General features: G+C 35.3%; 18 protein-coding genes and 1 pseudogene. 17 read left to right on the top strand and 2 right to left on the bottom strand.

Annotated features, from left to right (window positions below; translation table 11 throughout):
* Positions 1–2 precede the first annotated feature (2 nt).
* Genes wecB through CYO92_RS08410 form a run of 11 tightly spaced genes read left to right on the top strand, consistent with a single transcriptional unit; the run spans position 3 to position 13,401 of the window.
* Complete coding sequence (gene wecB / locus CYO92_RS08460) at positions 3–1,103, top strand: non-hydrolyzing UDP-N-acetylglucosamine 2-epimerase (protein ID WP_103588458.1); 1,101 nt, start codon at positions 3–5, stop codon at positions 1,101–1,103.
* Positions 1,100–2,278: a glycosyltransferase family 4 protein gene (locus CYO92_RS08455; protein ID WP_141089771.1), complete on the top strand. Its 1,179-nt coding sequence runs from the start codon at positions 1,100–1,102 to the stop codon at positions 2,276–2,278. The genes wecB and CYO92_RS08455 overlap by 4 nt, the downstream gene beginning before the upstream one ends.
* Positions 2,271–3,233 (top strand): acyltransferase family protein, encoded by a 963-nt coding sequence (locus CYO92_RS08450; protein ID WP_103606342.1) that lies wholly within the window; start codon positions 2,271–2,273, stop codon positions 3,231–3,233. Before CYO92_RS08455 ends, CYO92_RS08450 begins: the two co-directional genes overlap by 8 nt.
* Before the next feature lie 34 nt (positions 3,234–3,267).
* Positions 3,268–4,014, top strand: a complete 747-nt coding sequence (locus tag CYO92_RS08445) for an RIO1 family regulatory kinase/ATPase (protein ID WP_103588455.1) — start codon at positions 3,268–3,270, stop codon at positions 4,012–4,014.
* A complete protein-coding gene (locus CYO92_RS08440; RefSeq protein ID WP_103588454.1) occupies positions 4,001–5,104 on the top strand; it encodes a hypothetical protein in 1,104 nt (367 codons plus the stop codon). The genes CYO92_RS08445 and CYO92_RS08440 overlap by 14 nt, the downstream gene beginning before the upstream one ends.
* Entirely contained in the window at positions 5,097–6,545 is a 1,449-nt protein-coding gene (locus CYO92_RS08435) for a hypothetical protein (protein ID WP_103588453.1), read from the top strand. Before CYO92_RS08440 ends, CYO92_RS08435 begins: the two co-directional genes overlap by 8 nt.
* The gene (locus CYO92_RS08430; RefSeq protein ID WP_103588452.1) at positions 6,545–8,008 is read left to right on the top strand and encodes a lipid II flippase MurJ; all 1,464 of its coding nucleotides are present in this window, start codon (positions 6,545–6,547) and stop codon (positions 8,006–8,008) included. Before CYO92_RS08435 ends, CYO92_RS08430 begins: the two co-directional genes overlap by 1 nt.
* A 1-nt stretch (position 8,009) precedes the next feature.
* Positions 8,010–9,929, top strand: a complete 1,920-nt coding sequence (gene asnB, locus CYO92_RS08425; protein WP_103588451.1) for an asparagine synthase (glutamine-hydrolyzing) — start codon at positions 8,010–8,012, stop codon at positions 9,927–9,929.
* Positions 9,919–11,028, top strand: coding sequence for a glycosyltransferase (locus tag CYO92_RS08420; protein WP_103588450.1), 1,110 nt, complete (start codon positions 9,919–9,921; stop codon positions 11,026–11,028). The genes asnB and CYO92_RS08420 overlap by 11 nt, the downstream gene beginning before the upstream one ends.
* Complete coding sequence (locus tag CYO92_RS08415; protein ID WP_103588449.1) at positions 11,003–12,661, top strand: sulfatase-like hydrolase/transferase; 1,659 nt, start codon at positions 11,003–11,005, stop codon at positions 12,659–12,661. Before CYO92_RS08420 ends, CYO92_RS08415 begins: the two co-directional genes overlap by 26 nt.
* The gene (locus tag CYO92_RS08410; protein ID WP_103588448.1) at positions 12,658–13,401 is read left to right on the top strand and encodes a glycosyltransferase family 2 protein; all 744 of its coding nucleotides are present in this window, start codon (positions 12,658–12,660) and stop codon (positions 13,399–13,401) included. Before CYO92_RS08415 ends, CYO92_RS08410 begins: the two co-directional genes overlap by 4 nt.
* Positions 13,402–13,406: 5 nt before the next feature.
* Here the strand turns inward: CYO92_RS08410 and CYO92_RS08405 are convergent, their stop codons facing one another.
* Positions 13,407–14,342, bottom strand: a complete 936-nt coding sequence (locus tag CYO92_RS08405; protein ID WP_103588447.1) for a sugar transferase — start codon at positions 14,340–14,342, stop codon at positions 13,407–13,409.
* A gap of 103 nt (positions 14,343–14,445) precedes the next feature.
* Between CYO92_RS08405 and CYO92_RS08400 the strand changes: the two genes are divergently transcribed.
* Positions 14,446–15,429, top strand: coding sequence for a YeiH family protein (locus CYO92_RS08400; RefSeq protein WP_103588446.1), 984 nt, complete (start codon positions 14,446–14,448; stop codon positions 15,427–15,429).
* Here CYO92_RS08400 and nadD read toward each other — a convergent pair.
* Entirely contained in the window at positions 15,413–16,294 is an 882-nt protein-coding gene (gene nadD / locus CYO92_RS08395; RefSeq protein ID WP_103588445.1) for a nicotinate (nicotinamide) nucleotide adenylyltransferase, read from the bottom strand. The two genes, CYO92_RS08400 and nadD, sit on opposite strands and share 17 nt — an antisense overlap.
* Positions 16,295–16,373: 79 nt before the next feature.
* Here nadD and gap point away from each other — a divergent pair, with 79 nt between their 5' ends.
* The 5 genes and pseudogenes from gap to CYO92_RS09610 all read left to right on the top strand — a co-directional run bounded on the left by gap (position 16,374) and on the right by CYO92_RS09610 (position 20,990).
* Positions 16,374–17,372: a type I glyceraldehyde-3-phosphate dehydrogenase gene (gene gap / locus CYO92_RS08390; RefSeq protein ID WP_084041155.1), complete on the top strand. Its 999-nt coding sequence runs from the start codon at positions 16,374–16,376 to the stop codon at positions 17,370–17,372.
* 16 nt (positions 17,373–17,388) lie between these two features.
* Positions 17,389–18,591, top strand: coding sequence for a phosphoglycerate kinase (locus CYO92_RS08385; protein ID WP_103588444.1), 1,203 nt, complete (start codon positions 17,389–17,391; stop codon positions 18,589–18,591).
* Positions 18,588–19,268, top strand: coding sequence for a triose-phosphate isomerase (locus CYO92_RS08380; protein WP_103588443.1), 681 nt, complete (start codon positions 18,588–18,590; stop codon positions 19,266–19,268). Before CYO92_RS08385 ends, CYO92_RS08380 begins: the two co-directional genes overlap by 4 nt.
* Positions 19,269–19,573: 305 nt before the next feature.
* Positions 19,574–20,392, top strand: coding sequence for an enoyl-ACP reductase FabI (gene fabI / locus CYO92_RS08375; protein WP_103588442.1), 819 nt, complete (start codon positions 19,574–19,576; stop codon positions 20,390–20,392).
* Positions 20,393–20,550: 158 nt separating this feature from the next.
* A pseudogene (locus CYO92_RS09610) lies at positions 20,551–20,990 on the top strand (DUF2625 family protein).
* Positions 20,991–21,375: the final 385 nt, after the last annotated feature.

Here is a 21,375-nt window from a genome sequence, read left to right as displayed (position 1 = left end):
AAATGAAAAAAATATTATTTATTATTGGTACTAGACCAGAAGCCATTAAGATCTTACCAATATATATTTTTTTTAAGAAATATAATAAATTTGATATAAAAATATGCATAACTGCACAACATAGAAAAATGCTTGACGATGTAATGTCCTTTTTTGGGGTTAAAGCAGACTATGACCTAGACCTTATGCGGCAAAATCAAATACTAGACGAGCTAACATCAAAAATTTTACTAGGAGTATCAAGTATACTAGATGAATTTATGCCAAATTTAGTATTTGTTCATGGTGATACAACTACTTCTTTTGCTGCATCGTTGGCGTCATTTTATAAAAAGATAGACGTGGCTCATGTAGAGGCTGGACTTAGAACTTATGATATTTATTCTCCATTTCCTGAAGAGGTCAACAGACAGCTAACGTCCAAAATAGCAAAGTATCATTTTGCACCGACTTTGCTGGCTAAGCAAAATTTATTAAGAGAAAATATAGATGAGGATAATGTTTTTGTAGTAGGCAATAGTGTAATAGACGCACTATTTTTTACACTAGATAAGCTAAAAAAGACAACTCCTTGCTTAGATTACACGCCAAGTGAAAGAAAATTTATTCTTATAACTGGCCATCGTAGAGAAAATTTTGGTGATAATTTTTTGAATATATGCAATTCAATAAAAGAATTAGCTATTAAATATAGTAGTGATATGGATTTTGTTTATCCGTTGCATCTTAATCCAAATATATGCGAGCCAGCTAAAAAAATATTATCAGATATAAAAAATGTTTATTTAATAGAGCCACTTAAATACGAAAGCTTCGTATATCTCATGTCAAAGGCATATATTATTTTGACTGATAGCGGTGGCATACAAGAGGAGGCGCCAAGTTTTGGCAAGCCTGTTTTAGTTATGCGTAACAATACAGAAAGACCAGAGGCTGTAGAGGCCGGAACTGTGAGGCTTGTTGGCACCACTGGGATCGCAGATGAGGTTTGTAAGCTTGTAGAAAATGTTGATGAATATAACAAATTTAAAAATTTAAAAAATCCTTACGGTGACGGAAAAACATCTAATAAAATTTATGAAATCATTGAGTCTCTTTTGTGAAAAAAGTACTTTTTATATCTTATTTCTTGCCCCCATTTAATTCTCCACAAGCCATACAAATAGGAAGATTACTGAGGTATTTTTCGTTATCAGAGCAATATGAAATAACTGTAGTAACTGCAAATTTAAAGAACGCCTTGATAGATAATAGTTTATACCCAGATATTTTTGATAAAATAAAAGAGGTCATATACGTAGATGACGTGGTAAAAAATAAATACGTCAAATATTTTATTAGCAAAGTCATTCCAAGTATCTATAAGACACCAGATGAATATAAAAAATGGCATAAAAAAGCATATCAAAGCTTGTCTTATAAATTTAAAAGTGGTGATTTTGACCTAATACTAACATTTTCTTTTCCTCTGTCCACAAATATACTTGGCAGGCAATTAAAAGAATATTTTAAATGTAAGTGGGTGGCACATCAGTCTGATCCATGGACTGATAATATTTATAATGGCTACAGCAAAGGCATAAATCAAAAAAATGTTGCTTTAGAAAAAGAATGTTTTTATGCTGCCGATAAGATCATATTTACTTCCATAGAGACACGAGAATTTTATACTAGCAAATACCCATATCTATCTAGCAAATTCTATCTTTTGGAGCATTCAAATGATCCTAGTCTATTTCCAAGAAAAGACAATGTATCTGGTAGTAAAAAGATAGTGCGATATATCGGTGGTTTTTATGGTGCCAGAACACCAGAGCCGCTATATAAGGCAATGTATAAGCTAAAAGAAGACGGAAAGAATATAGATTTTATTTTTGAGATATATGGTTTTGGTAGATCTATAACAAATTTATTAAAAAAATATGACATATCGGAGTACATATCATTTAAAGGAAGCGTATGTTACCTTAAAAGTTTAGAGTTGATGGTTGGCGCTGATTTGTTGGTTTTGATAGATGCTCCAAGCGAGCATAAGAGCATATTTTTTCCATCAAAGCTTGTAGATTACATTGGTTCTAAAACACCCATTATGGTCATATCCCCAGATGGAGCAAGCAAAAGAGTGGCTGAAGAAAATGGACTTGCTTATTTTGAATTAAACGAAACTGATAAGATAGCTGATTATCTATGTAGTGATTGGGGTCTTAGCCAAGAGTATGGTAATGTATACGACATTAATGACGTTGTAAATAAATTTGCGAGTATTGTTGGTGAATAGAAATTTATCATTTGATACCATGAGAGGCATGGCGATTTTATTTGTTTTGGCAGCTCATTTTTTAACAAATAGTGTTGTTTTTGATGATTATTCGACTACCATGCTAGGAAATACATCTTTAAATTTCTCTTTTTTTGGAAATACTGGAGTAATTTTATTTTTTTATCTAAGTGGCTATTTGATCTACGCATCTATAGATCGTGGAAAAAACATAGCATTTTTTTTATATAAGAGACTACTAAGAATTTATCCGCCATATCTATTTAGTATAGCTATAGTCTTGATAATGCCATTTTTTTTTAATTTCTATCCAGTTTACGGTATGCGTGATATATTTGCAAATATTTTTTTTATCAAAGATTTTTTAAATGCTCCCTATATGAATAATGTCTATTGGCCTTTACTGGTTGAGGTTAGATTTTATTTTATTATTTTTGTTTTTTTTCTTCTTTCTAGGCATTTTAAATTTTTAAAGATAGAGTATTTGCTACTACTTTTGCTGCTGGTCAACTATACTAAGTTGTTTTTTACTGGTAGCGGGAGCTGGTTTGTTACTTGGCTTTTGCTTTTTTTTATAGGTATTCTTTTTTATAAGTATGTGACAAATAAAATAAAGATCGGTATTTTATTGGTTTGTTATTTTGCTATTTTGGTCTCAGTATATATTTTTAGAGACTTAAGCTCCTTCCTTAGTGCTGTTATGTGTACTCTAATTTTTGCTTTTTGTTTTTATTTTAATTGCACAAATCGTATATTGATATTTTTTGGTAATATATCGTACTCTTTATATTTGGTACATGCACCAATTGGATATAGTTTGTTTTATTTTATAACAAAAAATTTTACTGAAGACTTCGTTGCTCTCAAAATAATTTTTGTTACTTTGATATCTGTTTTGATTGCCATGTTTTCATATAAATTTATAGAGAGTATATATTTTAAAGGTGTTAAATGAAATATTTAATATACGGATATTATGGATACAATATATGTTTAAACTATCTTTAACAATGATTTATCGTAGGATTATGGGTAAAATTTTTTTTACTATTAATTTTATATTCTTTTGTATTAGAAATAGATATTTTAATGTTTTTAAATGTAAAAATATACAAAGAGCTGGTAATGGCCTATCGGTAACATTAATACTAGATGGTAAATTTGTGGTTAAAATAAAAAATTCTATGCGTGAAAAAAATGCAATCGAACATTATAGCTCAAAATACATTGATAAAATTCAGTATCCGTTGGATAAATTTAAATTCGAATTTGAAATGCTACAAAGATTAAAAAAAATTGGTCTCGGACCAGAACCGTTAGAACACTCTAATAATTACTTGCTAATGGAATATGTATGCTATTCAAAATCCTTTATGGAATTTGACAATATTGACAATGGTCAAATTTTAGAGATTTTATCAAAGATATTTTTGTTGCATGACAACGATATTTTTCATCCAGATCTAAATCTTGGCAATATTTTATATACATCAGATGAAAGAATTCTTTTTATAGACTTTGAATATCAGTATTTATCAGATATACCTAAGTGTGAAAAAGTTTTATATGATTTTGCAATTTTTTGTTATAAGCTTTATAAGTTTAAGCGAGGTGCTTGGGATAATAGTAAAGTTGTAATATTTAATTATTTATTTGATAAAGGTATTGACATTAAAGAATTTATCTTATTAAACAAAAAATATTTTGGTGACGGATTTTGTAATGACATTAGATGAAATAATATTAAAATTAACTAATTCTTATAATTGTATATTGCTAAGAGATAGATCTTCTGGAAATGATTATGATTTTTTTACTAGTAATATTGTAAGTAGTGTTGAATGTTTTTTGAGAGAAAACGGCTTTATTGTTACCTCTAGAAGTTCATCTCATATAGAATTTAATAAATATATTGAACAAGAATTAATTTCCATTGAGATCGCAAATACTCTTTTTAGAGACAATAGACTTAATATTGCGTTAAAAAGAGAATATGAGAAACTATATATAATGGATCCTTGCACAAATGAAATTTGGTTTAGAACACTAAAATATTTGTTATCATTAAAAGGTTCGTCGAAAGTTTATAGTTTTTTTGAGACTAACAGGCAAGATATTATAAGTAATAATTTTTACCTGGACTATTTAGAAAATAATCCTTTTAAAAAAATAGATCTAAATCTAATGTTGGCAACAGATAATAAGTATTTTTTTGTGCGTAATTTAAAAATCAAATTTATATTAAAACTAATATTTAAAAAAATAAAAGGTATTATAAATAATTTTGTTTCTAGAAAAATATTTGCCCTTATTGGGGCGGATGGCGCAGGCAAAACATATATTATTTCAAAGTTGGTAGAACATGATGCTTATGCCAGCCTTTATTTTGGTGGTAGAGATTTTATGCTCGATGGTTTTTATAATAAGCTTTTAAACAAAGGCTTTGTGTGTGTTTTTTTAGCAAGATTGTTTCAATTTTTTGAGAATATATATAGATATCTAAAAGCAGTTTTCATAGCCACTTTTAAAGGTAAGATAGTTTTGTTTGATAGGTATCCACCTATAGAGTATAAAATTAATAAAAATCCAAAGATGGTGATGTTATATAATATTTTTTATAAATTCTTCCCAAAAGTAAAAAAGATTATTTTTATATATTCAGATCCTATTACCATATACAAGAGAAAACAAGAATTGTCAATTGATGACATTGAAAGTTGGCAAAATGAAATTCTAAATTCAAAATTTATTGTTTTTAGAGTCAATAATTATAATGGCAAAATTGATGAGGCATTAAATCAGTGTTTGGAGATTATATATGATTAATATAGCTCTTTTTTCTCCGGGTGTCTATTGTATATTTTTTAATGAACTAATTGACTATGCTAAAAAGAATAAATTTTGTATAGAAAATGATGAAGTTAATTGGTTTGTATTGACAAATACAAATATATATTTGTCACACTTGGAAAAAAATATATGCGATAAAAATATATGTTATTTATTTGAAAATTTTAATGAATATATGTCTGATGAAAATTTTACCTACAACCTTGATAGCTATTGCGGTAGCTTATATAGAGATATATTGACAGATAAGCATGCTTATTTTACCAAGCCATCTTCTTATCAGATGAAAAATGTGTCGGTAATTTATAAAATTTGGAAAGAGTATTTGATAAATAATGATATCGATTACATTGTATTTCCTGATGTTGAATTTGTGGAGGGAATGATACTTCTTGCCTTGTGTAAAGAGCTAAACATAAAGGTACTTTACTATGTCAATGCAAGAAGCATTGGTGGATCTTTTTTTGCAAAAAATATTAATGAAGAGTACTATAAAAGTACCGCTACAAACAATGACGGGGTTAGTGACTTTATTGCAAAAATAAAAAATTCTAATAAAAAAGCCTATGAGGTTACACTTGAATTTAACCAAGCGGAATATGACCATAAAATATCAAAATATGGTAGAACTAACCTAGAAAAGCTAATATCATTTTTAAAAAATAAATTTATTTACGAAAAACACTATTTAAAAGAAGATATGTCTTTTATAGTTAGGTTTAGAATGCGGTTTTTGGGCCTACTAAATAAATATAGGCGCTCAAGAAAGTACATTTATGAAAAATATGTAACAGTAAAAACTATAGAGATGTTGCCAAAGAAGTTTATATATTTCCCGTTACAAGTAACCCCAGAATCTTCAATCAATAATTTAGAGCCATACTTTGTAGATCAGATGCGAGTCATAGATCTATTACTTATGAATATAACACCAGATATTAAGGTTGTTGTCAAAGAGCACCCAATTTTTGCTGGAGAGAGAAGTGAAAAATTCTATAAAATTCTTTCTTGTAAACCAGGTGTAGAGATCTCTTCGTTAGCCATATCAAGTAACGACTTGATAGATAGCTCTATAATAGTATGCTCTGTGACCGGCACAGCACTACTAGAGGCAATGCTGCGCAATAAACCAGTCTTTCAGTTTGGAAAAACATTTTTTTATCAAGATCAGTTTGGATTTGACTCTTTTAGAAGCATGTCAAGTGATTTAAAGGCCATTATAAACAACGATAGAGAAAATAATATAGATTTAGTTATTGCAGATTTATATAGTGTGCTATTTGATTTTTATATAGAGCAGCCAGCTCAATACTACTATCAGCCAAGACCGGTTGCATTGATGGACGCAAATTTAGATAATACACTAAAAGCTATCTCTTTTTATATAAAAGGCATCTCTAAAGGTGAACTAATATAATGTTTGCTTCTTCTATAGAAAAGAGTTTGATCAATACTTTGTTGTACCAGATATTTTCAAAAGGTATAGGGTACGGAAAATACCTCTTGTTTGCATTTTTGTTTGGTACAAGCATGCAAATGGATGCTTACAATATGGCTTTAACGATACTTGATGTATCTATGTTTGTATTAGGACATGTTTTTTCTGTAGTTGGGATACCTATGCTGGTAAAATCTAGAAAAAAATCTTTTACGTCATTTAAAAAGCTAAGTGGTTCTATATTTGTCTTTTCTTTAGTTTTGGCAGCGATTATTATAGTTTTTCAATATATATTTTTTTATGATCTAGTATCTATTTTAGCGCCAGGTTTCGATGATAAGAAAAGTGCCTTGTCTTATGAAATTTTTAAATACTTTTTGCCCATGAATATAGTTTATTTGCCATATTTTGCTCTTATATCTTTTTTTAGATCACTAAATTTATTTTCTATTTCTAACTTTTTAGATTTTTTAATCGCTATATTCTCTGTTGCGTATCTTATTATTTTTATGAGTAGTGATATTGTCATCATTCCATTATCTTTGAGTGTCGCATATGTTGTTACTATATTTTTTGCACTTTATTTTGCTATTAAGATCAAAATAATTGGATTTAGTGGCTCGATTTTTACACCATATATGAAAAATATATATAAAAATATTGCTAAACTTTCGCTTTGGTTTTTAGTGCTGCAACTATATAGGGTGGTGGATAAGAGATTTGCCTCCTTGCTTGATAATGGAGCAATAAGCGCGTTAGTTTACGCTTCTATGCTTATTTCTGGTATGGGTTTTGTCTTTGACTTTGCTTATGTCTATATCACAAAATTTTCAGAAAAAGAGGACAAGGCGGCAGTGTTTACTCTTGCAATTAAGCTTTATATATTTTTAACATTGCCTGTCATTGTATATTTGCTTTTTTATTCAAAAGAGTTTATCTCGATAATTTATGGAGGTGGAAAATTTGATAAAAACTCCATAGAGATAACAAGTTCTATTATTGTGATATTATCGCCATTGTTATTTTTAAGTCTTGTTAATGGTCTATTTCAAAGTTTATATCAGTCTTTGGAAAAATATACTTATGTTATTTGTTTATCATTAATAGGGGTGCTAATAAATTTTATATTAAATTATCTTTGGATAAGTAAGTATGGTATAGTAGGTATAGCTTTGGCAACTCTTGTTTCAACTGGTGTTATTATAGCCCTAAATCTGCCGATAATTCATTATAAAGAGAATTTGCATTTAAGCTATAAAAATATACTTTTTGAGTTTATGAAGTATTTGTTGGCAGCGGGCGCCTCTTTTGCTATGATTAGAATGCTTGGTTTGCCATTTTTTATAAGTAGTTTTTTGTTTTTTGTCTTTAACTATGTAATATTAGTTTTGTTAAGGAATGAATTTATAATAAGAATTTATAGCATGACAAGGAAAAGATAGTATGTGTGGATTGGCTGGATTTTGCGATTTTAATAAAAAACAGGATATGGATAATTTAATAAGCATGACAGATGTTTTGCGGCATAGAGGTCCAAATGATAGTGGGTACGAATTTTTTGAAAATGAAAATTTTAATTTAGGCCTAGGCCATCGCAGACTATCGATACAGGATCTATCAAAACATGGACACCAACCAATGTTTGATCAAACTGGTCAATATGTTATTATTTATAATGGTGAAATATATAATTTTAAAGAATTTTACGAAGAACTCTTAGGTGATGGTATCAAATTTAATTCTAATAGTGATACAGAGGTAATACTATACTTATATATCAAATACAGCGACGATTTTATCAAGAAACTAATTGGTATGTTTTCTATAGTTATCTATGATGTTAAAGATCAAAAAATAAAAGTTTTTATAGATAGGGCTGGTGTCAAACCATTTTATTATTATTTTAAAAATGACTTATTTGCCTTTGCCTCAGAGCTAAAATCTTTTTTTTGTATTAAAGAAATAGATAAAAAAATTGATCCAAATGCTCTAGGATTATATTTTCAGTATTCTTATATACCGGCACCATACTCTATTTTTGAAAATACCCATAAACTCCCAGCTGGTAATATGCTGGAATTTGATTTAAGATCGATGTCGTATACCCAGAAGCAGTATTGGAGCGTAGAGGAATACTATAATAAAGAAAAGACAGACAAAGGGTATGAGGTTATAAAAAAAGAAGTCTCTGAATTGCTATTATCTGCTTTTAAATATAGGTTGGTATCTGATGTGCCAGTTGGGATATTTTTAAGCGGAGGATATGATAGCTCTGCTGTTGCAGCGATATTGCAGTCAAATTCTAGTGCCAAGCTAAAAACATTTAGTATAGGTTTTGATAATAAAAATTTTGATGAAGCTCCATATGCTAAAGATATAGCAAATTTTTTAAGCACAGAGCATTACGAGTATTATGTTACTCAAAAAGATTGTTTGGATTTGGTGGATCAGCTTTGTGTTATAAATGATGAGCCAATGGGTGATGTCTCTTCTATACCGACTTATTTTGTTTCAAAATTTGCAAAAGAGCATGTATCGGTTGTTTTGTCTGGCGATGGTGGGGATGAAATTTTTGGTGGTTATCCAAAGTATTTTATTGGGAACAAGGTATATCGTTTATCATCAAAAGTTCCCTCTTTTGTTAAAAAAGTAGCTAAGTCGTTTTTGTTATTGCTAGATATAAAAATATTGGAAAAAATTTTATTAAAGCTAACTGGGAAAAAAATGACAAATTTTTCTGGAAAATTTAGAAAATTTATAAATATACTTGACGCTAAAGCGGAAAGTGTTTTTAAAATTTCAAGTCAGTATTTTTTAAAGGAAGATGTCGCAAAATTCATAAAAAATTATAGCTCTGAGTACAAAACATCTTATAATAAATTTGGATGTGTAAATGGAGATTACTTCGACGAGTCAATGTGTGTAGACTTTCAAACATATATGTACCAAATTTTGATGAAAGTAGATAGGGCTAGCATGGCTGTATCATTGGAGTCTAGAGAGCCATTTTTAGATCAGCGGATAATAGAATATTTAGCACAAGTTCCATCTAGTCTAAAGCTAAAAAATGGCCCCAAGGGGATATTAAAAGATATTGTTCATGATTTTATCCCAAAAAATTTACTAGACCGTCCAAAGCAGGGCTTCGTTCCACCTTTTGAGGATTGGTTAAATGGTGATCTAAAAAATTTTGTTGATGATTGCTCTAATAAAGATTTTATTGAAGACCAAGGTATTTTTTGCCATGCAGAGGTAGTTAAGCTAAAAAAAGAATTTTATGAAGAAAAAAAACCTGGATATAAATTATGGCTTTTTTTGATATTTCAGCTATGGTACAAGCAGTGGATGATAAATGAAAGATAAAATTAGGCTAATATTATTAAACGACTGGTTGTATGGTGGCGGAGCCGAGAGATCTATGGCGGTTTTAGCCAATGAATTGGTTAAAGACCCTAGATATGAAATATATTTGGTTTTATTAGAAGACAAGATCTCGTTTGAGCTAAATTCTGGTATAAAATGTATCTCTTTTAGAAATAGCTATAATTTTGGCGTTTTCCAAAAGCTTATAACAATTTTATTAGATGTTTTTAGGCTAATAGGCTTAATTAAAAATTTAAATATAGATGTTGTTTTGTCATTTCAACACCGCTCAAACATAATAAATTGTTTGTCTAAGTTGCTATTTAAAAAATTTAAAAGCATCATAAGTGAAAGAATATATACAAAAGATTTTTTTGAGCATGATTTTAAAAAAAATTTCTTTAATAACGCCATAAAAGTACTTTATAATAAGGCTGATGCCATTACTTGCAATTCTGTAGATATTAAAGAAGGGCTTGTTCAATTTTATAATTGTGATAGAGATAAAATTACAGTTATAGAAAATGCTTATGATGCTAAAATTATTACTAGGCTTGGAAAAGAGGAGATAGAAGTAGAGTTGCTTCCTCTTTTTGCTGAAAAGGAGGTTATTGTTAATGTTGGTAGACTGGATAAACAAAAAGGACAAGAGTATCTTATTAGGGCATTTGCAATGTTACCAAGTAGATCAAACTACTGTCTTTTGATAATTGGAGAAGGGGCCTTGCGTGAGTATTTGGAGAGGCTGATTTCTGAGCTGGGGTTATGTGATTTTGTTTTTTTATTGGGATATAGGAAAAATCCATATAAATATCTATCAAGAGCCAATATTTTTGCTTTTACATCACTATACGAAGGATATCCAAATGCGCTAGCTGAAGCTATGGTCTTTGATAATCTTAAAATCATATCTTTTGATTTTAAGGCCGGATCAAAAGAGTTGATAGGTAATGATGAGTATGGTAAAATCGTTAGAAAGTGTGATATAGTTGGATTGTCTCAAGCGATCCTGGATGCTAAAAACAGTAAAAATGTAAAGCATAAAACTTTAAATAGTATAGAGGATTTGGTCCATGATTACAAAAAAATTATTGAGTAAATATTTGTTATTATTTTTATGTTCGCTTGTTGTTTTTGTTGGCATAAATTCATTGAGTAATTTTGCTTTTTTTAATATTATGGATGTGCTGTATCAACCGCATGGACCTAAGGGGTTGCTAAAAGTATCAATATATGTTGCATCTTACTTGTTTGTATTTGCTAATCTTATATTTATCTTATTTATGAAAAATGGTGTGATATTTAAAATTTTGATATTTGCATTATTTATTTTACTTAATGTGGATATCGTATATTATCTTATTGATAAGAATGGTACTGGAATTTCTATGCACCAGATAGTACTTGCCTATCATGAAACATCTCATATATTAGGTGCTTTTTGGGCTTATTCTGGGGCAATAATAATTTCACTGCTAATATCTGTAACTGTCTTGTTTACAATAAAAATTATACGAAAATTTATAGATATTAAATTTTTCTACATTCCAATTATTATGCTGCCACTTTCATTGGTTGGGTCATATATGGTCTTTAATAAGTCAGCGTATGCAGCATATGAGTATCCATTTTTTACAAAAATACCTATGTATATATACGCAGCTAAACATAATGGCTATTTTGATATCAAATTTAAAGCAAGGGATGCTTTGACTATCCGTCCAGACGGTGCTGCAAAATATAAGAATATTATTTTAATTGTTGATGAAAGTGTAAGGGGAGATTATCTATCTATCAATGGATTTAACATGCAGACCACTCCTTTTCTTGATACATATGATAATGTCGTTAGTTTGGGCATAGCTTCTTCTGGTGGCAATAACTCTGCGCCATCTCAATACATAATAAGAAATGGTGTCCAGATGCGAGATTTGCCAGATAATAAATTTGCTACATTGGCAATCCCTAATATATTTCAATATGCAAAAAATGCAAATTTCCACACATACTATCTAGATAGTCAGGTGGAGTATCAGCAACTACAAAATTTTATGTCTAGCTACGATCTAGAATACATAGATGAGTATTTTACTATTAAAGATAGAAAACCATTTTATTATTTGGATAGAAAGTTGATACCAAAAATAAAGACAATACTATCATCAAATGACCATAATTTTATTTATATCGTGAAATATGGCTCTCATGTTCCATGGAAGATGAACTATCCAGAAAATTCAGCCACCTTTTCACCCGTCCTTGAAAACATGGAGTCGGTTGAATTTAGCAATAGGGATAGAGCTATAAACACATATGTAAATAGCCTAAGATGGAGTATGGATGGGTTCTTTAAAGAATTATTAAGCAATATATCTTTGGATGATACGATTATTATTTATACTTCTGATCATGGGATCAATATAGCAGAGAGCGGCACTACTATGCACTATGGAATGGAGCTAAATCCGCCAAAGACAACGGCAACTGTTCCTATATTGCTTTTTGCAAAAGACATCACTAGTAAATATAAATTTGATAAAAATATATATAGCCATTTTATGATTTTTCCATCTATATTGGACTTGATGGGGTATGACAAAGATGTTTATCATAAATACAACTATAGTTTTTTCAGTGATAGTGTCAGCGGAGAACAAGTCAGATCTTTTTATTCTGGTAATGTCTTTGGTAATGGATACAAAAATGCATTTGACGACAAGGGTGCGCAATGAGCGTTACTATTATTATGCCGTCATATGACTCTGAAAAATTTATTATAGAGTCAATAGAGTCCGTTCTGGCGCAAACATATTCTAACTGGGAGCTAATAATTGTAGATGATTGTTCGCCAGATGATTCAAATAAGATAATAACAAAGTATGTTGATAGCGATGGCCGTATAAAATTAATAAAATTACAAAAAAATAGCGGTCCAGCTGTGGCTAGAAATACGGCTATAGAAGCTGCAAGTGGTAGATATATAGCTTTTTTAGACTCTGATGATGTGTGGCTGCCAAACAAACTTGAAACTCAAATAAATTTTATGCATAATAATGATCTGGCTTTTACATATAGTTCGTATAGGCTTGTTGGAGAGGATAATGAACACTTAGGTGTTTTTATCACAAAAGATAAAATTTCATATTTTGATATGTTAAAAACATGCAGTGTGGGATGCTTAACTGCAATATATGACACAAAAAAAATAGGTAAACAATATATGCCACTGATCTTAAAAAGACAAGATTATGGGTTGTGGTTGAAAATATTAAAGCTTATTGGCGAGACTAAGGGTATTTCGGAGCCACTGGCTACCTATAGAATTCGTAAAAATTCAGTATCTTCAAACAAGGTAAAAGCAGCCAAATACCAGTGGAAAATTTATAGAGATATAGAGAAGCTAAGCTTTTTAAAAAGCTTATATTATTTTGTATTTTACGCCTACAATGGGGTAACTAAATACAAAAAATAAATAGGCTAAACTCCCCTTTTCTCAAATACTATTGCAATGGTTTTTACTATGATCTTTATATCCAGCCAAAGTGACCAGTGTTTGATGTAATAAAGATCATACATGAGTTTTTGTTTGGCGTCGTGTGTATTTGAGCCATAAGGGTAGTTTACCTGTGCCCAGCCAGTTATCCCTGGGCGAACGATGTGGCGTTCATTGTAGTAAGGGATCTCTTTTTCAAAGAAATTTATCCAGTGTCTTCGCTCAGGCCTTGGACCTATCAGATGCATTTGTCCTCGAAAGACATTTATACACTGCGGCACCTCGTCTATACGAGTTTTTCGCATAAATTCGCCAAACTCAAACACTCTCTCATCATTTTCACTAGCAAATTTTGCCCCATCTTTCTCGGCATCTTCCATCATCGAGCGAAATTTTATGCACTCAAATTCCTTGTTGTCTAGCCCAACTCTACTTTGTAAAAAGTAAAGGCTTCCAGGCGATTGCTCGTCTATCTTTCTTTTTACATAAAATTTTAGGCAAAAAAGCAAGATGAAAAGTATCAAGCAGCTAGTATAATCGATCATTCGCTTCAGTGCGTAATCAAAAGCACCATAAGGCCTTATCTCATCTAAAAAATTAAGATTTTCCCCATTTTCTGGGATATAACATTTGTGCAGATAAATTTCTAAAAAATTCTCTACGTTTAGAAATTTTATCTTTTTATACTTCGTTTTAAACTGCAAAAGCGTGAGAAATCTAACTAATTTACTATCGACTGGCTTTGCGGTATTTAGTACGATCAGTCTTTGATCGCCTGATTTTATTAGATTTTCTAGCGCACTTCGCAAGGCTTTTGCGTCGCTATTTTCATGGGATAAAAAATTTACTTGACCAAATTTCTTTCTAAGCTTTTCTAGTTCTAGGCTGGTAAAAGTATATTTTTCGCCAAGGATGATCATAGGCCTATCCCTTTATCTTTATTTTAAATTTGCATTATAAAATTCGTCCAATTATACCCAAACGTGCTAATTGCATTTTTAAAAAATAGATTAAGGTTAAAATATGTCTCATAAATTTCTTGCTGTGCTTGTTTTAGCGCTGATCTCTGCCATTTCTTTTGCGCTCTCAAACACGATTTTAGCTAAATTTCACACCAGCCCGCTCATTATCTCTATCATTTTAGGCGCCATTTTTGCAAATCTTTTCACCAAACAGACACAAATTTTAAAATCTAGTGGCGTCGTAGCGATCGCTGGGAAGCAAATTTTAAGGCTAGGCATCATACTTTTTGGCTTTAACATAAGCCTTAGCGAGATCGCAAGTGTCGGCACTCTTGGCGTGATATATGCAGCTTTTATGGTCTTTGCGACCTTTTGTTTTGCACTTTTTACCGCTAAGGCTTTGGGGCTTAGCAAAGATAGTGCCGTGCTCATTGGCTCAGGGGCAAGCATATGCGGCGCAGCTGCTGTTATGGCTACTCAAAATGAGATAAAAGCAGACGCAAACAAGCTTGCTATCGCCATTTGCACGGTGGTGCTCTTTGGGACGATTGGTATGTTTATCTATCCATTTATCGCTAAATTTCTAGCTCTCACGCCACACCAAACCGGCTTTTTTATCGGTGGCTCACTTCATGAGGTAGCCCATGTAGTCGCAGCCTCAGCAGCATTTGATAGCACAGCAAGCAGCACCGCCGTCATCATAAAAATGCTTCGTGTCATCATGCTAGTACCATTTTTGTTTTTGCTAAATTTCTTAAATTTAAGCCAAAATAGCGGCGGCTCAAAGCTAAAGAGCATACCATGGTTTGCGCTATTTTTCTTAGTGGCGATCTGCGTTAGATCTTTGCCATTTTTCCCTGAAAATTTGGTGCAAATTTTAAAGCTAGCAGCTAGCATTTGCCTTTGCGTCGCGATGTGTGCTTTGGGGTTTGGGATAGATAGAAGCATTTTTAAAGCGACGGGCAAAAAGCCATTTTTGCTAGCATTTTTTATATTTTTATGGCTTATTTGCTCATCGCTTGTTTTTGTTAAGACTCTTTGCTAGTTTTTAGCTTTTGCAAAAACTCTTCGATGTTGTATTTTGCCCTGTAAGCTGGGCTTAAAAGATGTATCAAGATGTCGCCAAGGTCCATCACGATCCAATCAGGCGAGCTCTCCGTGCCTATAAATTTCTCTCCAATAGGCTTAAGCTCCTCTTTTAGATCCTCAGCCAGCGAGTAAGCGTGCCTCTCGCCAAGCGTGGTAGCGATAACTACGGCTTTTACGAAATAATCATCTCCACTCATATCAAACACTTGTATCTCTTCAGCCTTTTTTGCATCTAAAACCTTAACTATACTTTCGGTGCGCTCTTGCATCGATCTCTCTTGCATCTTTAATCCTTGGTAAAAATTTATAATTTCATCTTTTATCTTGCTAGGCAGCTCATCAAGCCCCTTTTGGTGCCTGATCTGCGACGAGCTAACGTCCACGTGCACGTCCATTTTTTGTAGATTACGTGGAATTTCTATGTGATTGCGCTTGGCGATCACAAACTGCACTAAGCTTTTTAGCTCCTCGTAGCCATGCCACTTATTAAGCGTGGCTAGGTGGTCCGCACCTATTATGAGATAAAATTTTTCTATCTTAAATTTCTCATACAAATACTTAACCGTCTCTATGGTAGGCACTGGGCGAGCCAAATTTATCTCATAGTCTGAGATCTCGACCTTCTCTAGGCCGCCCCAAATTTCTCTTATCCACTTTAGGCGAAGCTCTGGCGGAGCTGAAAATTCGCTCTTAAAGGGACTTATAAAAGTTGGCATGATGATGAGCTTGTCGATATCTAGGCTACTTAGTGCCATTTTCACAATGCTATCGTGTCCTAAATGAACCGGATCAAAGCTCCCGCCAAAAAGTGCTAACTTCATCTATTAAAGTGCCTTGTTTATATTTGTTTTAAAATTCTTTTTTGTAGAATTAGGCGTAATTATATCAAAAGGAGCTAAGATGTCAGTTAAAGTAGCAATAAACGGCTTCGGGCGTATCGGCAGGTGCGCTGCTCGTATTATTTTAGAGCGAGACGACGTTGAGCTTGTCGCTATCAACGACACGGCGACGCGCGACATGACGCGCTATCTGCTCAAATACGACAGCGTGCACGGCGAATTTAAGCAAGACGTTAAGGTGATAAGCGACGATTTTATAGAAGTAAACGGCAAAAAGATAAGAGTTTTTTCAACAAGAGATCTAAACGAGCTTAGCTACGCAGACTACGGCGCAGACGTGGTTTTGGAGTGTACGGGCAAGTTTTTGACCACTGAAAAATGCGAGCCTTATCTAGCTCGCGGCATCAAAAAAGTCGTCATGAGCGCTCCGGCAAAAGACGACACGGCGACGTTTGTAGTCGGCGTAAACGATGATAAATACGCAGGCGAAGCGATCGTCTCAAACGCAAGCTGCACCACAAACGGCCTAGCGCCCGTCGCAAAGGTGCTAAACGATAAATTCGGCATCGTAAAAGGGCTGATGACCACGATCCACGCTTATACGAACGGACAGAGCCTAGTAGACGTAAAGGCTAAAGACTTCCGCCGCTCGCGCGCTGCGGCCCTAAATATCGGGCCTACGACCACCGGAGCGGCAAAAGCGATCGCAAAAGTACTTCCCGAGCTAAACGGCAAGATGCACGGACAAAGCGTGCGCGTACCGGTAGCAAACGTTTCTATGGTCGATCTAACGGCGGTTTTAAAAAGGCCGGCTAGCAAAGAGGAGATAAACGAGGCGTTTAGAGCGGCTGCCGAGTCGAATTTGAAGGGAATTTTATTCGTCGATGACGATTATAGGGTTAGTAGCGACTTTTGCACGAGCGCATACAGCAGCATCGTGGCTAGCGACACTACGCAGGTCATCGCTGATGATATGGTAAAGGTCTTTGCGTGGTACGACAACGAGTGGGGTTACTCGACAAGGCTTGTAGACCTAGCTAAGATCGTAGCTACGAAGTAAATTTAAAGGGTGAAAAATGAGTGAAATTTTATCGATAAACGACCTTGAGCTCGGCGGCGCGAAAGTATTTGTTAGGTGCGATTTTAACGTGCCGATGGACGAGTTTTTAAACATCACCGACGACCGCCGTATCCGCTCGGCGATCCCTACGATCCGCTACTGCCTAGATAACGGCTGCAGCGTGGTTTTGGCTAGCCACCTAGGGCGCCCTAAAAACGGCTTCGAGGAGAAATTTTCGCTGCGAGGTGTGGCAAAGAGACTTTCAAGGCTGCTTGATAGAGACGTGATATTTGCCGAGGACGTCGTCGGCGCGGACGCCAAAGCCAAAGTCGCTGCGCTAAAACCGGGCGAAATTTTACTTCTTGAAAATTTGCGCTTTGAAAAGGGCGAAACAAAAAATGACGAAGCTTTAGCAAAAGAGCTTTCAGAATTTGGTGAATTTTATATAAACGACGCGTTTGGCGTCTGCCACAGGGCGCACGCATCGGTTGAAGCGATCACTAAATTTTACGACGAGAAGCACAAAGCGGCGGGATTTTTGCTACAAAAAGAGATAAATTTTGCTCAAAATCTCATCAAACACCCTGCGCGCCCGTTTGTGGCGGTCGTTGGCGGCAGTAAGGTAAGCGGCAAGCTACAAGCCCTACACAACCTGCTTCCGCGCGTGGATAAGCTGATAATCGGCGGCGGTATGGCGTTTACGTTTTTAAAATCAATGGGTGAAAATATCGGAAATTCGCTGCTCGAAGAGGATCTCATCGAGGACGCGCGCGAAATTTTACGCAAGGGCAGGGAGCTCGGCGTTAAAATTTACCTGCCAGTAGACGTCGTCGCGGCTCAGACCTTTTCGGCCGAAAGCGCCGTGAAATTTGTCCCTGCCCAAGAAATACCTAGCGGCTGGATGGGGCTAGATATCGGACCGGCGTCGATTAGGCTCTTTAAAGAGGTCATCGCCGACGCGCAAACCATCTGGTGGAACGGGCCGATGGGCGTTTTTGAGATGGATAAATTTAGCAAAGGTAGCATCAAAATGAGCCACGCTATCATCGACACTCACGCGACTACGGTCGTTGGCGGCGGCGATACGGCCGACGTCGTCGAGCGCGCGGGAGACGCCGACGAGATGACCTTTATCTCCACGGGCGGAGGTGCTAGCTTGGAGCTTATCGAGGGCAAGGAGCTACCTGGCATAAAACCGCTTAGAAAGGCTGCGGAGTGAGGTTTTTAGCAAATTTGAAGTGCAATCACACGAGAGCTAGCTTTGCTAAATACGCTGAAATTTTAGACGCAAATTTAAGCGCAAACGACGACGTGACGGTATTCCCCCCGTTTAGCGCGCTTGATGGCGCGGCTCATAAATTTAAACTCGGCGCGCAAAATTTCTACCCATGCGAAAGCGGCGCTCACACCGGAGAGATCGGTAAGGCGATGCTGGACGAGTTTGGCGTAAAAAGCGTGCTGATCGGGCACTCCGAACGACGCGAGCTTGGCGAGAGCGAGGAGCTTTTGCGAGCTAAATTTGATTTTGCCGTAAAGGCGGGCTGGCAGATCGTCTACTGCATTGGCGAAAATTTGAGCGTGAACGAAGCTGGCGGCACGAAGGAGTTTTTGGCGGAACAGCTAAAAAATATCGACCTTGGCTACGAGCGGCTGCTGATCGCCTACGAGCCCGTCTGGGCGATAGGCACGGGCAAGAGCGCTAGCGCGGAGCAAATTGAGAATGTTTTAAATTTCATCCGCGAGCAGACGAGCGCGCCGCTACTTTACGGCGGAAGCGTAAATGTCGCAAATATCGGCGAGATAGCGGGTATTAAAAACTGCGACGGAGTACTAGTAGGTACGGCAAGCTGGGACGCTTCTGGTTTCTTGGAACTTATTAGCGCGTCATCTCGCTGACGTCTTTAAATGATTTTGTAAATTTCGCTCTGTGACAGGCTATGTGCCTAGTCTTGGGACAAAATTTACTGCGAAACATTTAAATCCGCCTAGCGATATTTCCGCTTGTCGATTTATATTCAAAATTTGACGTTTTGTTAAATTTGAATTGCAATTTTTAAGTCAAATTGTGAAGGATTTTGAGGTAATTTTTGAGGATTTGCAGTTAAAATTTTGTGTAGGCTAGACGGATGGTCTGCCGAGCAAAATTTTAACAAAATCGCCAAAAAGCGCTCAAAAGCCAAGCAAATTTTAAAGGAGAAATAATGATTTTAAAAGGCAAAAAAGGCCTCATCGTCGGCGTCGCTAACGCCAAATCCATCGCTTACGGCATCGCCGAAGCTTGTCACGAGCAGGGCGCGCAGATGGCGTTTACCTATCTAAACGACGCGCTAAAAAAACGCGTAGAACCGATCGCGGAGGAGTTTGGGAGCAAATTCGTCTATGAGCTTGACGTAAACAATCCCACTCACCTATACGGTCTTGCGGATCGTATCAAAGCAGACCTCGGCGAGATAGATTTCGTCGTGCATGCCGTGGCCTATGCGCCAAAAGAAGCACTTGAAGGCGAGTTCGTAAACACTACAAAAGAGGCCTTTGACATCGCGATGGGCACGAGCGTGTATTCGCTACTAAGCCTTACTCGCGCGGTGCTACCGGTGCTAAAAGAGGGCGGCTCGGTGCTAACTCTTACATATCTTGGCGGACCTAAATTCGTGCCTCACTACAACGTTATGGGCGTCGCAAAAGCAGCGCTTGAAAGCTCCGTGCGCTACCTCGCTCACGACCTTGGCGCGCGCGGCATCCGCGTAAACGCTATCAGCGCGGGCCCAATCAAAACGCTTGCCGCAAGCGGAATAGGCGATTTTAGGATGATTTTACGCTATAACGAAGTAAACAGCCCGCTAAAACGCAACGTCACGACGCAAGACGTCGGCAAAAGCGCGATGTATCTACTCAGCGACCTTGCTAGCGGCGTGACCGGCGAGGTGCACTACGTCGACTGCGGCTACAACATCATGGGTATGGGTGACGTGGCTACCGACGCCGAAGGCAACACGATCCTAGCTTGGGACGCAAAATAATCTACTAATACAAATTTGGTGGGGTGACTCGCCAAATTCTTCTTTTAAATTTCATTAAATTTATTGTAACGGTACGCAATAAGAGCTCTAGGGTGGCTTATAGATACAAATAAGCCGGGCTTGGGAGCTTGGTTGAAGAACGGCTAAATAAGCTAAAAATGGGTGAAATTTTACTGCGTGATGAGAGCAGGGCACAAAGCGAGTTTTTTGGGTTTCAAGTAGCCACTCGATCGCCGATGGGAGCGTTTGTTTATGGGTGTGGCGGCATAGTGATAGATGGCGGTTGGTTGCGCCTGCTTGGCTCAGGATATGAGCAGGTGAAGTGTGGAATTTATAGCTTTAACCTTGGCAAAAGCTTTAGCGAGGTAGACAGATGTCTAGCAATTTGCTCGTAGCAAACGATATTTTGAGTGGATTTTTCGCGATAAACGGCGGTGCCTTTGGTGGCAAAGCTGGCAACGTCTTTTACTGTGTGCCAGACAAGCGGCAAATGGGAAGATGCACAGCTTGGCTACTCGTAGTTTTTACTGGGCGCTATGCGGCGATATATCTAAATTTTGCGAGCTTTACCGCTGGGACGGCTGGCGTGAAGATGTGAAAAATTTTAGCCTTGATAGGATGATATTTGTACTACTGCCGATACTTTGACAAGACACCAACGTAAGTCTAAGACTAAAAAATATGAAAAAAGATAGTATTTGCATGAATGAATTTTCCATTTTTGCCTTCAAGGGCGTCTAATAAATTTATATGACACTTCTATTAGATCCAAGAGTTTTGCTCTATCTTGTTTAAAATTTATAAAATTTTTTCATAATTTACTTAAGAGTGTTTATAAAAATAATTCTAAATACTAAAAAGCAAAATTTATTTTAGATTTCTTAAGCCTTTCTTGATAAAAATTATCTATAAAATTTAAGAATTTTTTATACTTATAAGAATTTTCTATTAAAAATTAACCTTATTTACTACCTTGATAAAAT

The organism is Campylobacter concisus (assembly GCF_002913715.1).
Taxonomy (GTDB): domain Bacteria; phylum Campylobacterota; class Campylobacteria; order Campylobacterales; family Campylobacteraceae; genus Campylobacter_A; species Campylobacter_A concisus_AG.
This window is presented reverse-complemented; position numbering and strand designations above follow the sequence as displayed.